The 14,037-nt window shown below is 50.2% G+C and carries 11 protein-coding genes; 8 read left to right on the top strand and 3 right to left on the bottom strand.

The window, feature by feature from the left end; translation table 11 throughout:
- From DHN43_RS22920 to DHN43_RS22935, 4 genes are read left to right on the top strand one after another with little or no spacing between them, the layout of a single operon-like run.
- Positions 1-306, top strand: coding sequence for a DUF2849 domain-containing protein (locus DHN43_RS22920; RefSeq protein ID WP_063286875.1), 306 nt, complete (start codon positions 1-3; stop codon positions 304-306).
- 24 nt (positions 307-330) lie between these two features.
- Positions 331-1,986: a nitrite/sulfite reductase gene (locus DHN43_RS22925; RefSeq protein WP_108820184.1), complete on the top strand. Its 1,656-nt coding sequence runs from the start codon at positions 331-333 to the stop codon at positions 1,984-1,986.
- Entirely contained in the window at positions 1,976-2,719 is a 744-nt protein-coding gene (locus tag DHN43_RS22930) for a phosphoadenylyl-sulfate reductase (protein ID WP_108820185.1), read from the top strand. The genes DHN43_RS22925 and DHN43_RS22930 overlap by 11 nt, the downstream gene beginning before the upstream one ends.
- Before the next feature lie 7 nt (positions 2,720-2,726).
- Positions 2,727-3,257 carry a DUF934 domain-containing protein gene (locus tag DHN43_RS22935; RefSeq protein ID WP_108820186.1) on the top strand — a complete coding sequence of 177 codons (531 nt, stop codon included), beginning with the start codon at positions 2,727-2,729 and terminating at the stop codon, positions 3,255-3,257.
- Positions 3,258-3,316: 59 nt separating this feature from the next.
- On the opposite strand, the gene DHN43_RS22940 is transcribed toward DHN43_RS22935, so the two are convergent.
- On the bottom strand, positions 3,317-4,525 hold the full coding sequence (locus DHN43_RS22940) for a TsoY family (seleno)protein (protein ID WP_108820187.1): 1,209 nt from the start codon (positions 4,523-4,525) through the stop codon (positions 3,317-3,319).
- A 249-nt stretch (positions 4,526-4,774) separates the two neighbouring features.
- Here DHN43_RS22940 and DHN43_RS22945 point away from each other — a divergent pair, with 249 nt between their 5' ends.
- The 3 genes from DHN43_RS22945 to DHN43_RS22955 all read left to right on the top strand — a co-directional run bounded on the left by DHN43_RS22945 (position 4,775) and on the right by DHN43_RS22955 (position 8,994).
- A complete protein-coding gene (locus DHN43_RS22945; RefSeq protein ID WP_208995584.1) occupies positions 4,775-6,643 on the top strand; it encodes an ABC transporter ATP-binding protein in 1,869 nt (622 codons plus the stop codon).
- An 89-nt stretch (positions 6,644-6,732) separates the two neighbouring features.
- Positions 6,733-8,211, top strand: a complete 1,479-nt coding sequence (locus DHN43_RS22950) for an aldehyde dehydrogenase family protein (protein ID WP_108820188.1) — start codon at positions 6,733-6,735, stop codon at positions 8,209-8,211.
- 30 nt (positions 8,212-8,241) lie between these two features.
- Positions 8,242-8,994 (top strand): SDR family oxidoreductase, encoded by a 753-nt coding sequence (locus DHN43_RS22955; RefSeq protein ID WP_057460984.1) that lies wholly within the window; start codon positions 8,242-8,244, stop codon positions 8,992-8,994.
- An 18-nt stretch (positions 8,995-9,012) separates the two neighbouring features.
- Here DHN43_RS22955 and DHN43_RS22960 read toward each other — a convergent pair whose 3' ends face one another.
- Together DHN43_RS22960 and DHN43_RS22965 are read right to left on the bottom strand one after the other, a co-directional pair.
- On the bottom strand, positions 9,013-10,296 hold the full coding sequence (locus DHN43_RS22960; RefSeq protein ID WP_108820189.1) for a diguanylate cyclase: 1,284 nt from the start codon (positions 10,294-10,296) through the stop codon (positions 9,013-9,015).
- Positions 10,297-10,759: 463 nt separating this feature from the next.
- Positions 10,760-12,160: a glutamine synthetase family protein gene (locus DHN43_RS22965; RefSeq protein WP_108820190.1), complete on the bottom strand. Its 1,401-nt coding sequence runs from the start codon at positions 12,158-12,160 to the stop codon at positions 10,760-10,762.
- A gap of 720 nt (positions 12,161-12,880) precedes the next feature.
- On the opposite strand from DHN43_RS22965, the gene DHN43_RS22970 reads away from it, so the two are divergent.
- Positions 12,881-13,972 (top strand): polyamine ABC transporter substrate-binding protein, encoded by a 1,092-nt coding sequence (locus DHN43_RS22970; RefSeq protein WP_063317592.1) that lies wholly within the window; start codon positions 12,881-12,883, stop codon positions 13,970-13,972.
- Positions 13,973-14,037: the final 65 nt, after the last annotated feature.

The raw sequence follows: 14,037 nt of genomic DNA on the forward strand, positions 1-14,037 counted from the left end.
ATGAAAACTATTACCGCCAACAGACTGGTCGATGGTGATGTCGTCTGGCTCGGCCACAACGGAGAGTGGGTCGAGTTTGTTGAAGCAGCCTGGGTTCTGGGCTCCGACGAAGACATGGCCTCAGCTCTGGATTTCGCGAAAGCCGGTGAAGACAAACAATACGTTCTCGGCACCTACGCGATTGATCTGGAACTGAAAGACGGTCATTTGCAGCCAAAGAGCCTGAAAGAGCGCATTCGCGCACAAGGGCCAACCACTCGTCTCGACCTCGGCAAGCAAGCCGAACGCCATCTGCGTTCGGCCTAAGTCCTTTTAGATTCAGGAGTTTCCATGTACCGTTACGATGAATTTGATCGCGACTTTGTTAATCAGCGCGTGAGCCAGTTCGAGGATCAGGTCCGCCGCCGTATGTCTGGCGAGCTGACCGAAGACGAGTTTAAGCCGCTCCGCCTGATGAATGGTCTATACCTGCAGCTGCATGCTTACATGCTGCGTGTCGCAATTCCATACGGCACGCTCAATGCAAACCAGATGCGTAAACTTGCCCATATCGCAAGGACTTACGACAGAGGTTACGGCCACTTCACAACGCGCCAGAACGTCCAGTTCAACTGGCCAAAGCTCTCTGATACGCCGCAGATCCTGCATGAACTTGCCGACGTTGAGATGCACGCCATCCAGACCTCTGGCAACTGTATCCGCAATGTAACCTCCGACCAGTTCGCAGGCGCAGCCGCAGACGAGTTCGCAGACCCACGCGTTTACGCCGAAATCCTGCGCCAATGGTCTTCACTACACCCGGAATTCCTGTTCCTGCCACGCAAGTTCAAGATTGCAATCACAGGCGCTGAACAGGACCGCGCTGCCGTACAGGTGCACGACATTGGCCTGCAGCTGACCCGCAATGAAGACGGGGAAATCGGCTTTGTGGTGTTCGTCGGTGGCGGCTTGGGCCGTACGCCGATGGTAGGCCGTAAGGTACGGGATTTCCTACCGGAAAATGACTTGCTGGCTTACAGCGAGGCGATTCTGCGCGTCTACAACCGCTATGGCCGCCGCGATAACAAGTACAAGGCTCGCATCAAGATTCTGGTTCATGAAACCGGTCTGGAAGAACTGAAGCAGGATATTGAGGCCGAGTTTGAGGCGACCAAAAACGGCATTCTCGATCTGCCAAATGAAGAAGTGGTCCGCATCAACGAGTACTTCGCACCACCATCTTTTGAAGCCCTGCCAAAGATCAGCACAGAGCTGGAAGCAGCCAAGCGCGAAGACCGCGATCTGGCCTTGTTCTCCAGCCGCAACCTGCATGCGCACAAAGCTGAGGGTTACACATCTGTCACCATCTCGCTCAAGCCAATTGGCGGAGCGCCGGGGGATGCAACAGCCGATCAGATGGACGTAATTGCTGATGTGGCACAACGGTTTGGACATGATGAGCTGCGCGTCACACATGAACAGAACCTCGTTCTGCCACACGTGAAGCTACAAGATGTCCCCACTGTCTACAAGATCCTGAAGGCAAACGAGCTCGCAGATTCAAACGCTGGCCTGATCACCGACATGATCGCTTGCCCGGGTCTGGACTATTGTGCTCTGGCAAATGCTCGCTCTATCCCAATTGCACAGGAAATTTCCAAGCGGTTTGAAGAGGTTAAGCGTCAGAACGAGATCGGCGATCTGAAACTGAAAATCTCCGGCTGCATCAACGCCTGTGGTCACCACCACGTCGGCCACATCGGCATTTTGGGCGTAGACCGCAAAGGCGAAGAGCTCTATCAGATTACACTGGGTGGTTCTGCAGATCAGAACACATCTATCGGCAAAATCATCGGTCGCGGCTTCCCGGAAGCAGAGATCACCGATGCCGTTGAGACTGTTGTCGATACCTATTTGGCGAACCGCCTGGATGAGGAAGAAAGCTTCATCGACGCCTATCGCCGCCTTGGAGATCAACCCTTCAAAGAGGCACTTTATGGTTCGTGATCAAACATATAAGTCTTTACTTGAAGCGCAGGCAAAACTGCTGAATCGGATGTATGCCGAGCATTATGCCCGGGGGGTTCTGGAGCACTCGCTCAAAGGCCAATTTGCCGGTAAGATTGCTATAGTGTCGTCTTTCGGTGCGGACAGCTCCGTGCTGCTTCACATGATCTCTCAGATCGACGTGCGTACGCCAGTCCTGTTTGTCGACACCGGCAAACTGTTTGGCGAAACAAAGCGCTATCGTGACGAGCTGGTTGAGCAACTTGGGCTTTTAGACGTACGTGTCATCACGCCTGAACCAGAAGATCTTGCTGAGAAAGACCCAAAGGGCGCTCTCTGGGCGTCTGATACTGATGCGTGCTGTCACATCCGCAAAGTGGTTCCACTCGCAAAAGCGCTTGGTGGCTTCGAAGCTTGGATCTCAGGCCGCAAACGCCATCAGGCTGACACTCGAGCCAGTCTGGAGCATTTTGAGGTCGAAGAAGGCCGCATCAAAGTGAACCCGCTGGCCAACTGGACCGCTGCCGAAGTCCTTCAATACGCAAAGGATAATGGCCTGCCACCACATCCGTTGGTCGCAGAAGGGTATCCTTCCATCGGGTGTATGCCTTGCACAGACAAGGTTGCTCCGGGCGAAGACCCACGCTCAGGCCGTTGGCGCGGTCAAGACAAAACTGAATGTGGAATTCATTTCTCAAGTGCGTCCAAGGGCGGCGCAGCCCAAAGCATCTGAGGTTTAAATGACAACAGAACTCAAAAAGACCACTGAGATCTTCAAGAACGACGAGATCATTGCTGATGACTGGGCCTATATCGCAGAGGATGAAGCCCTGCCAGTCGAGGGAAAGCTTATCTTCTCTCTGGAGCGTTTTCTGGCAGAAGAACAACAGCTTAAGCAGACAAATCTGACTTTGGGTGTTGTACTTCGTGCAGGTGAAAAAGCGGAAAAGCTGGCTGATCATCTTGAGGCGCTGGAACTCATTGCAGTGGACTTCCCAAGCTTTGCAGATGGCCGAGGTTTCTCTGCTGCCCGCATTCTGAGAGATGGATTGCGCTACGGTGGCGAGATCCGTGCGGTTGGTCCGTTCATTCTCGATCAGATCGGCTTCATGCTCCGCGTCGGCATCAACAGTTTTGCACTGGACAACCCGCGTCTACGAGCTGATCTGGAGTCCGGCAACCTCAATGAAGTCACTGCCTACACGCAGCCGGTCTTTGCGCGAAAAGAAGCGCCCGCTGGTACGAGACCATGGGCGCGACGTCCGATTTGATTTTAGAGCAAGATACTCAAACTCAATGAGAAAAGGCGGGTCAAACACCCGCCTTTCTCTTATTCTGCTGGTTGAGCCTGCAACTGGTTGGACGCTGAAAGCATCTTTCCGTTGAGCTTCAGGAACAGCCAGACTGTTGCGATCTGGATCACAATCAGCGGGGCGTACAGCGCGAAGTAGGCGATGGACATGGAGCCAAGAACACCGAGCTTCACAAGGCCTGCATTGATGACGAAGTTACCAAAGACGAACAGTGCAACACCAGGGCAAACCAGCGCGTAAGAACCTGGAGACTTGTCCGGACCAGCGATCCAGCGATCATAGTAGCCAACCCGCTTCATGACTGCCCAGCCGATCAGACCAAACAGGATCTGGATTGCGAACAGGCTGATCAGGAAAACATAGATACCGCCAGCAGTTACCGGTGCATCGAAGTTATGCGCAAGGCTCATTTTGATGCGGTAGATTGCAATGCCAACAACGGTCAGGAACGGAATAATGATCCAGAGTGTTGGTGTGGTTTCACCCGCAGCCTTGTGTTCCATCATAGAACGGAAGCCGAGGATCAGTTTGATTGTCCCCATCACAATCGCTGCGCCGATGAACAGGGCACTACCAGCAATGCCGATTGCCGCAATCACCTTGGTTTGACTCATAGCTGCCGGAGCAGAGAAGCCAACGCCAATCATGGCAAATGCGAACACGGAGATCATCTGACCGAGGCTGTTGTTCTTTGCGCACTCATATCCACCCTCTGTCAGGACACGGGAGATGAAGTCCAGATAGATGCGGAAACCCAACACTCCGATAGCTGCAAAAGCCAGCAGGGAGAAGGGGAACAGGATTTCGCGAATGCTCCAAAGGCCTGGTACAAACACCGCACCCGCGATGAAGCTGACATTGACTGTCATGGCAAGAGCCAGCGGAATAGTCATCAATTGGCTTTCCGCGTTGGAATTTTTAAAGCCTTCAAAAACCTTGGTTTTTTTCCACTTTCCGTACTCGGAGAAATTCCAGAACAGCAAGCGTAAGTGCAACACTGAGAAGAAGATAATACCAACCGCGGCCACAACAATCAGCGCCTGCATAGCGATAGAACCGTTGTTGAAGGCTTCAGTCAAAGAGGCAAAGTTAGCGATAGGAGACCCCTTATGTGGTGTCATCCACATCAGGTACATAAAGAAGCTAATTGCCAAGCCACCTGCACCAACGGCGGACAAAAAGTACAGAGGAGAATACCGCTCACCTAAATTAGAAAGATAACGCATTGGGCTAATCCTTTTTTGAAGTTGAAATTAGTATATTAGAAAATACTAAAATAACAATGCATAAAATTAGAAAAATCTAATATAGAGATAATGCATTGAATTTAATAAGATAAAATATGCGTAGTGCTAGAGCCTGCGCAAGATGACACAGTCTCGAGTTCAAATTTGAGTAGATGAATTCTTCTGGGTTTTCACAAGCCGAGTCGCACGATAGTCTAAGTGTTCTCTTTTTGTCTCCCGGAGCAGATCGTGCTGAATGCGCTTTATCAGTGGGCAACCAATCATGTTGACCCATTTGCCAAAAATCATATGGAATGGGAGAGCAAAACGCATTTGCAACAACTGCGTTCTCTCGTGTTCATCTTTCCAAAGCACACTCTGGTTCTATTGCTGGTGGTGCTGGTCGAAACCATTCTGACTGTCTTCCTGCTGTCATTTGTTGGTTTCCTGATTGATCAGATGGAAGCGAGTGGACCAGAGCTGTTCTGGCAGCAGAACATGTGGCTGATTGTGACTGCTGCGGTCGCATTTCTCGTTGCAAAGCCAGTATTTTCAATTGCTTATGAAGTTCTGATTTCACTGACACTTCACGTTAATATTCTCACCTCATCGCGTGTCACGTTCTTTGATCGACTGCTCAATCAGGACATGACGTTCTTTCAAAAGGAGTTTGCGGGAAACCTCGCCAGCAAAACCTTTGGAGGTGGGCGAGAAGTTGCAGAACTGTTCTGGGCGGGGATTGGAATTGTCATCCCAAACTTTTTCTTTGCAGGGTCGCTCCTGATCGCATTGTCATGGCTGCATTGGTATCTTGGGGTAGTCATGCTCGTCTGGATCGGATTGTTTGCTGTCCTAGCGTATATCCGCGTGCCAATCATTCGTGATGCTTCAAAAGAAGGAGCAGATATCGCGCATGCCGTGAATGGTTCTGTTGTTGACGTTTACTCCAACATTCAGACTGTGAAGCTCTTTCAGGGCAATGATCGTGCGCTTGGTCATTTCACAAATCAGCTCAGAGGTTTCAAAGAGGCAATAGTTAGGTTTCGCTCCACAGTGGTTACATCGCGGATGCTTGTTGCACTCGTCGGAGCATGTGGTCTTGCTGCATTTACAGGCCTAAGTCTTGCGTTGTGGCATCAACAGGCAATCACAACAGGTGAAGTTGCAATTGTCCTTGGTTTTGCCATTCGCCTGGAAGGCAAACTGCTGGAAATATTTGCTCAGTTAACCGGTCTTTTCCGCTCTTATGGCTCATTTAAATCCACCGCCAGAACCATGGAGCACTCGCTTGGCCTTGTTGACGATTCTGAGGCCAAGAACTTTCGCTATGAGAAGGGTCTCATTGAGTTCAACAATGTCGACTTTGCCTACGGCCAGCAAACTGCGATTGTGAAAGATCTGAATTTCATCATCCAACCCGGTGAGAAGGTAGGTATCGTCGGTCACTCAGGTGCTGGCAAATCAACCGTCGTGAATCTGCTGCTGCGCATGTACGACGTTGAAGGTGGAGCGATCACCATTGATCATCAGGATCTGCGAAGCGTCACGCAGGAATCTCTACGTGTAGAAATCGGGTTGGTGACACAGGATACCTCGTTGTTTCATAGGTCTATTTTCGACAACATCTCGCTTGGAAAAGATGATGTCGAGATGGAAGATGTTCGCGAAGCTGCCCGCCGAGCGCATGCGTTGGAGTTCATCGAGGCACTGGAAGATAACAAAGGCCGAAAAGGCTTTGAGGCATTCGTAGGTGAGCGTGGCATCAAACTTTCCGGTGGGCAGCGTCAACGGATTGCATTGGCCCGTGTGTTTCTGAAAAATCCGCCAATCCTGATCCTGGACGAAGCAACATCAGCTTTGGACACCAAGCTGGATGCCGATATTCAGGAGATCCTGAATGATGTGATGAAGAACAAAACCACCCTCGCTATTGCCCATCGCCTGACGACTGTTGCCAGAATGGACCGTCTGATTGTGATGGACAAAGGGCAGATTGTTGAAGCAGGAACGCATGTGGAATTACTGGCAAAAGACGGGATATATGCAGAGCTGTGGCACAATCAGTTTTATGGAGTAAAGAGCTCAGCAACGGTTCTGACACCAACTGAAACCCAGTAAAACTCCCCCAAGAAGAGAATTGCGCCGCCCTCTTACATGAACTAGCGTTTGGATGACTAGCACAAAGCTTATCATCCGAGGGGGGCGGTATGACAGAGTTTAGCGCGACACTTAATTCTCAGAATTTGAAAAAATACAGATCAATTATCAATGGCTTACAGTGTGATGCATCCTCTGGAGAAACCATTGATATGATCTGCCCAAGCACGGGCTTGCCATATGCAACGATTCCTCGGTGTACTGCATCTGATGTCGGGAAAGCGGTGTCTTCTGCAAGAACAGCGCTCACCTCAAAGGAATGGGCCTCACTATCTGCGGGGCAACGCGGAGAGCGTTTATTAAGGCTCGCGGAGTTGATTTCGCAAAACCGGGACCATCTGGCAGAGCTTGAGGCACATGACACTGGTAAACCCTTAAGCCAGGGCTATGGGGACATCGATGCTGCCGCCCAGTACTTCCGGTTTTATGGTGGGGCGGCTGACAAAATCACGGGTGAGACGCTACCGATTGCGGTTGATTATCTCGCAATGACAGTTCGCGAGCCGCATGGCGTTGTCGCCTCCATCGTGCCATGGAATTACCCCATGCAAATTTTCGCGCGCGTTGCAGGAGCAGCGTTAGCCATGGGCAATACACTGGTCGTCAAACCCTCCGAAGATGCCTGCTTATCCATTATTGAAACAGCCAATCTTGCAGTCGAAGCTGGTTTTCCAGCTGGAACACTCAACGTTTTGACAGGTTTAGGAGAAGAGGCTGGAGCTGCGCTCTCCTACAATCCTGAAGTGGATTTCATCACCTTTACAGGATCGCCAGATGTGGGGACTCTGATCCAATCTGCAGCCGCTCGCAATCATATCGGCTGTACATTGGAGCTTGGCGGTAAGTCCCCGCAAATAATCTTCGAAGATGCTGATCTGAACAAAGCACTACCTGTTATTCAGGACTGTATTTTGAAGAATGGCGGTCAAACCTGTTCTGCCGGATCTCGTGTTCTGGTGCATCAAAGTCGTTGGGAAGAGACAGTTGATATACTCAGAACCGCCTTTAGAAACACTGTCTCAGGCCAATACAAGGATAATCTAGATCTCGGACCATTGATTAACTCCAGCCAACTCCGCCGTGTAAACACCTTTTGTGAGCAGGCAGAGACAGACGGCATTCCGCTGATTGGGGAGGGCACAATCGCCCCGGATGCGCCGACAGAGGGCTATTACACCACAGCAAAAGTCTATGGTCCGGTTCCAACAGATCACCCACTTGCTCTGGATGAAGTTTTTGGCCCGGTTCTCTCGCTCATTCCGTTTCGGACGGAAGAAGAAGCAATTCGCATTGCCAATGGAACTCCTTATGGGCTCGTAGCTGGCATTTGGACCAAGGACATCGCAAGAGCAACGCGTGTTGCCAAAGCCATCCGGTCCGGTCAGGTCTTTGTAAACACCTACGGAGCAGGTGGAGGAGTTGAGCTGCCATTTGGTGGGGTCAAGAAATCTGGTCACGGCAGGGAAAAAGGCTTTGAAGCGCTTAAAGAATTCTCTGTTCTGAAGACCATTGTTGTCAGTCACGCTTAAGGCGGACTTTCACACGCGGGGAGGAAAAGCGTGTCAGGACGATTGGAAGGAAAAACCGCGATTATCACGGGTGGTGCAGCTGGTTTTGGAGAAGGCATCGCTCAAAAATATGCACAAGAAGGGGCAGCGGTCATCATCGCTGACCTCGATGGAGTTGCAGCAAGAAATCTTGCAGACGCAATCGGTGACACAGCGTATGCCATCGAGACAGACGTGACCGTGCGCTCCGATGTGAAAGCGATGGTTGCTTATGCAATTGAGAAAACTGGGCGGCTGGATGTCGTCGTCAACAACGCTGGCTACACTCATCGCAATTGCCCTCTGGCACAGGTAGATGAAAACAACTTTGACCGCATTCTCGAGGTGAATGCCAAAGCCATCTATCTGACAACGCTTGAAGCTTTGCCTGAGCTAGAAAGACAGGGCGGTGGTGTCATTATCAACACCGCGTCCACGGCGGGCATCCGTCCTCGTCCCGGGCTCACCTGGTACAACGCTTCCAAGGGCTGGGTCATCACAGCGACCAAATCCATGGCAGTCGAGCTTGCTCCTCAAAACATTCGCGTCAATGCCTTATGTCCAGTGGCCGGAGAAACCGGCATGCTGGAGCTCTTCATGGGAGAAGACACCCCAGAGAAGCGCCAGCAGTTTCGTGACAGCATTCCTTTGGGGCGCTTCTCTAAACCAGAAGACATTGCAAACGCAGCACTCTGGCTTGCTTCAGATGAAGCTCAGTTTATCACCGGTGTAGCTTTGGAAGTCGACGGAGGTAGGACAATCTGATGGCAGGGTGCCGTCAGACTACATGGCATCAAGAGTGGTTGCAGAAGACGTTACAATGCGGTTGCGGCCAGATTTCTTGGCTCTGTACAGGCAACGGTCCGCAACCCTGAGAGCGCTCGCCAGTGAGTTCTCAGTGCCCGCTGAAAGGCCGACGCTGATCGTCGGCGCAAATGTATGTTCGTCATTACCGGGATCTGTGACTGGCATGGAACTTCTGAGCTCAGAGAGAAACTGCTTGGATGTCGGTTCATCGATATCAGGCAGTGCAACGCAGAACTCGTCTCCACCAATTCGAATGGCGACGCTTCTTGGCGGCAGGAGATCCGAAATGCGATGCGCAACAGAGATAATCAGGTTGTCTCCGGTTTCATGGCCAAACTTGTCATTGATCTGCTTAAAGCGATCAATGTCGATCATGGCATATCGCATCTCCTTGCCAGCGAGCATCTGGTCTTTATGTAGTTTATCGACGACGTTGTAGAGGTGGCGACGGTTAAACAGGCCTGTCATCGGGTCACGATGCGCCATCTCGGTCAGTTCACTTATGCGGTCCAATTGATTGAGGTTCTGCGAAACGCGCAGCATCAGCTCCTCAGGTGTGCACGCCTTGTTCAGGAAGTCGTTAGCACCGGATTTCAGAAACTTCGCAGTAAGGGCTGGGTCATCTGTTGCTGAGATTCCGATGACTGCCAAAGTACTGAAGCTATGCCTCCGTCGGATCCGCGTCATGACTTCAAAACCAGTCGCTCCCGGCAGTAAATGATCAATGATCAGCAGCTTGATATCAGGGTTTTGCTTGAGTGTTTCCAACGCTTCTTCGCCGGAAGTAGCCGTGATCACTTGAAGGCAATAGAGCTGAAGCCGCTTCTTTAACAACGCCAGTGCATGCGAGGAATCGTCCACGATCAATACTTTGGTGCTGAGGTTCCTATCGACGCGATTGACCAGCTCACCAAGGTAACCAAGGCTCGCAGGAGAATCCTTGAGGACGTAATCTACAATCCCCTTCTTCAGAATTGATCGTCGGGTACCCTGATCAAAACGCCCCGAGAATACGATTGTCGGTAGTCCGGCGTCGATAGTGAGATCTACAACCTCACCATCCGGCGCATCTGGAAGCGTCAGATCAACAAGAGCAAGGAATGGCTTTACCTTACCTTCTTCTAAAATAGTTTTTGCCTGAGCATACGTTTTCGCTGTCGTGACATGATAATGCCCCGCACGCTCAATCTCGCTTTCAGTTACGCGAGCAAAGAAATTGGCATCTTCAACGAGAAGAATGCTCTTTTTCTGATCTGGCATGTGATGTCCTCAAAAACCAGCAAATGCGATTTAAATTGCGTTTGCAACCTATTAACCGCCATCAATAGCCTCGAATATGGTTTGTAATAAACAACATTTGAAATGTATTTAAAATTAGACATAAAGTTGTGATAAAATTAAATAAAATCAAAAATTGCATGATAGACTAGGAATTCTGAAATTAAATACCCAGTGAATTCAAAAATATGTAAGTATAATTTTGTATAATCTCACATTTTTGTGATGTTTTGACGAAAATTCGATCCGCATATGTATTTGTAATTAGTTAAATTCGAAATATAAATCGGTTTAAATTAAGTTCCCTGGAAGTATCTCTTGGGAACTATGCTGTGAGTGGCTCTAGTAAATATTATGAAAGTTAAAATTGCTGGACGTAATCAGCTCAACTAAGGGGTGTGGTATCCACAGTTTCGCGTGAAAGTCACACCCCATCCGGTGGGAATCAGACGTTCATCAGCAGGTATTCTCGTTCCCAGGCGCTGATAACGGACATAAAGGTCTCGTACTCTTCAAGTTTGATGGCCCGATATGTGGCAACAAACTGTTCGCCGAAAATCTCCAGCAAATCATCGTCTGCTTCAAACTCATCAACGGCATGAAGCAATGTACGCGGGAGTTTGCTCATCACCTCACTGTTATCGGTGTCTCTCGGCTTATCAGGCTCAATCCTTTTCTTGATACCCAGGTATCCGGCGGCGAGGCTGGAAGCGATAACGAGATACGGATTGGCATCAGACCCCGGCACCCGGTTTTCTAACCGTCGCGCATCCGGAGACGAACTGGGAACACGAAGCCCCACAGTGCGGTTGTCGTAGCCCCAGAACAGGTTGGTTGGAGACCCGCTATCACGCGCGAAACGGCGGTAGGAGTTCACATAAGGCGCCATAATCGGCATTAAAGCGGGCATGTAACGCTGATGCCCACCAATAAAATGATAGAAGGCAGGCGTTGCCTCGTTCTCTGCACTGTTGAAGATGTTCTGTCCTGTCTCCCGGTTAAGGATAGACTGATGAATATGCATAGATGACCCTGGCTGAGAGGACATCGCCTTGGCCATGAAAGTGGCGTAAATGTTATGGCGCAGCGCAGCTTCGCGAATGGTGCGTTTGAACATAAACGCCTGATCCGCCAGCTCCAGAGGGTGACCGTGTCTTAAGTTGATTTCCATCTGAGCAGCACCCTCTTCGTGAATAAGGGTGTCGATCTCCAGTCCCTGAGCCTCAGAAAGATCATAGATGTCGTCAATCAACTCGTCGAACTCATTGAGAGCGGAGATTGAATAAGACTGCCTGCCAACTTCAGGACGACCAGAGCGACCAACTGGAGGCTCCAGCGGATAATCGGGATCGGTATTGGGCTTAACCAGATAGAATTCCACCTCAGGGGCGATAATTGGTTGCCAGCCCTCAGCATCATAAAGCTCAAGAACGCGCTTTAGGACATTACGCGGAGCAATCGGGAAGGGTTTCCCATCCTTGGTGAAAGCATCATGCAGGAGCTGAGCTGTCGGGTCAGTCTCCCAAGGCACAATGGTCAGCGTTGAATAATCGGGCTTGAAATAAAGGTCGCCATCCGTCGGATTATATTGAAACCGGTCATCATCCTCAGGGTAATCGCCAGAAATAGTCTGAGCGAAAATAGAAGAGGGCATTGTCAGCGTGTTGCTGCTGAAAAACTTGTTTGTCGGCATCATCTTGCCGCGTGGTACCCCGGCAACGTCAGGTACAACACACTCAATATCTCCAATGTTCCGGGCTTGCAGCCAGGTGCGGGCTTCTTCAAGGTCGCTCACACCGCGCATATTAAGCGCCGCTTCATCATCCGGATTAATTTCAGAACTCATAGGACTTCCAATTGGGTTTGCTACCAAATGTTCGTGGCAGCGTTTCACTCATGAAAAGTAATTCAGCTCTTTGCGGCTGCTATAAGATCCAGCTTGCTTCTGGTTGGGGTAGTAGTCTAGCAGAGGTCTGCTCAAGTCGGAAACTATGTTGTTTTGTGGAAGTCTAATTGTACCTTCTCTTTAATCGTTCCGAGTGTGTAATTACGCCTCATTCTAACAAAATTACAATGCTTACTTAAGGTGATAATGTGGTCATCTAAGCCAGCCTACAGCATTGAGAAGTGGTTGTTTTCTTGAATTTTGGATGATGAACAAGAGCCAACAATGTCTGATGACACTCTGTGGCTTCTTTCAGGTTCCCAGCACAGTTGAAGACACTTCAGATAGCGGACCGTTGACCAGACGGCAGTGATGAAGAAGTTTCTAGTGCTTCTGAGATTAAAGTCGGAATCATTGTTCTCAATAAAACCTTTGATTCTAGCCAACAGCTTCTGGACACGGGTTAAGGCTGCACACTAGAAACCCTGATAGTGTTGAGAGGACCTGAGAGCTGGGTGCCTGAGACACCCAACGAACCTACGGCATTCCTGTAAAATATTGGGTTGGAATGTAGGCCGAAATTAATCTGCCACCAGAAGGATATACCATGGCGGCTATATGCAGAGGCTCGCTTCGCCAAGGTGCTTTGAGCTCCTGTGTTTGAGATTGGAGTATTTGAGAATGAAAACCGTAATTTTGCTATCGGGAGCAGCAGCGCTGGCTCTCTCTTTGTCTGCCGCCAATGCTAAGGATCGTATTGTAAATGTCTACAATTGGTCGGACTACGTTGATGCGCAGGTTCTCAAAGACTTCGAGAACGAGACCGGTATCACTGTGAACTACGATACCTTTGATTCCAATGAGGTTTTGGAAACAAAGCTGCTGACTGGCAAGACTGGCTATGACGTGGTTGTCCCAAGTGCAACCTTCCTTCAGCGTCAGATTCAGGCAGGCGTCTATCAGAAGCTCGACAAGGACAAACTTCCAAATCTCAAGCACATGGATCCACTTCTGCAAGAGCGTACTGAAGTGTTCGATCCAGGCAATGAGTTCTCCGTCAACTACATGTGGGGTACCTCTGGCTATGGGGTAAATGAGGAAAAGGTGCGTGCACTCAATCCTGACGCTCCAATCGGCAGTTGGGATTTGTTGTTTGACGTTGAAGAGCTCTCAAAAATTGCGGGTTGTGGTGTATATGTGATGGACGAGCCGGATGAAATGTTCCCTGCTGCGCTGCATTACCTGGGTCTAAACCCAGATTCCAACAATCCGAAAGACATTCGAGCGGCTGGCGAACTTCTGGAAACGATCCGTCCTTACATTCGCAAATTCCACAATTCTGAGTTTGTAAACGGCCTTGCCAACGGCGACATCTGCTTGGCTTACGGCTGGTCTGGCGATGTATTACAGGCAGCAGACCGCGCTGCAGAGGCTGACAAGGGCGTTGAGGTCACCTACATCCTGCCGAACGAAGGCGCCCAGATGTGGTTTGACCAGATCGCAGTTCCCGCTGATGCAGAGCACGTTGAAGAAGCGCATGAGTTCATCAACTACCTGATGCGCCCGGAAGTGATCGCCAAAATGTCGGATTATGTCTACTACGCCAACGGCAACAAAGACGCGACAGTTCTGGTGGATGAAGAAGTGACGTCAAATCCAAACATCTACCCGACAGATGAGGTGAAGCAACGCCTCTACACCATCGGTGCCAAGCCGCTCAAAGCACAGCGCTTGATGAACCGCACCTTCACAACTGTCAAAACCGGTCACTAAAAACTATAGGCCTGCAAGCGTAGGGTTGCCCCGTGAGATGCAATCCTACCTTGAACCATTGACCC

It is taken from the genome of Pseudovibrio sp. Alg231-02 (assembly GCF_900143565.1).
Classification (GTDB): Bacteria; Pseudomonadota; Alphaproteobacteria; order Rhizobiales; family Stappiaceae; genus Pseudovibrio.

Excerpts from the sequence above, each read along its gene's own strand:
- DHN43_RS22970 (WP_063317592.1), top strand. The coding sequence starts at position 12,881 with ATGAAAACCGTAATTTTGCTATCGGGAGCAGCAGCGCTGGCTCTCTCT.
- DHN43_RS22960 (WP_108820189.1), bottom strand. The coding sequence starts at position 10,296 with ATGCCAGATCAGAAAAAGAGCATTCTTCTCGTTGAAGATGCCAATTTC.
- DHN43_RS22930 (WP_108820185.1), top strand. The coding sequence starts at position 1,976 with ATGGTTCGTGATCAAACATATAAGTCTTTACTTGAAGCGCAGGCAAAA.
- DHN43_RS22935 (WP_108820186.1), top strand. The coding sequence starts at position 2,727 with ATGACAACAGAACTCAAAAAGACCACTGAGATCTTCAAGAACGACGAG.
- DHN43_RS22920 (WP_063286875.1), top strand. The coding sequence starts at position 1 with ATGAAAACTATTACCGCCAACAGACTGGTCGATGGTGATGTCGTCTGG.
- DHN43_RS22965 (WP_108820190.1), bottom strand. The coding sequence starts at position 12,160 with ATGAGTTCTGAAATTAATCCGGATGATGAAGCGGCGCTTAATATGCGC.
- DHN43_RS22950 (WP_108820188.1), top strand. The coding sequence starts at position 6,733 with ATGACAGAGTTTAGCGCGACACTTAATTCTCAGAATTTGAAAAAATAC.
- DHN43_RS22925 (WP_108820184.1), top strand. The coding sequence starts at position 331 with ATGTACCGTTACGATGAATTTGATCGCGACTTTGTTAATCAGCGCGTG.
- DHN43_RS22940 (WP_108820187.1), bottom strand. The coding sequence starts at position 4,525 with ATGCGTTATCTTTCTAATTTAGGTGAGCGGTATTCTCCTCTGTACTTT.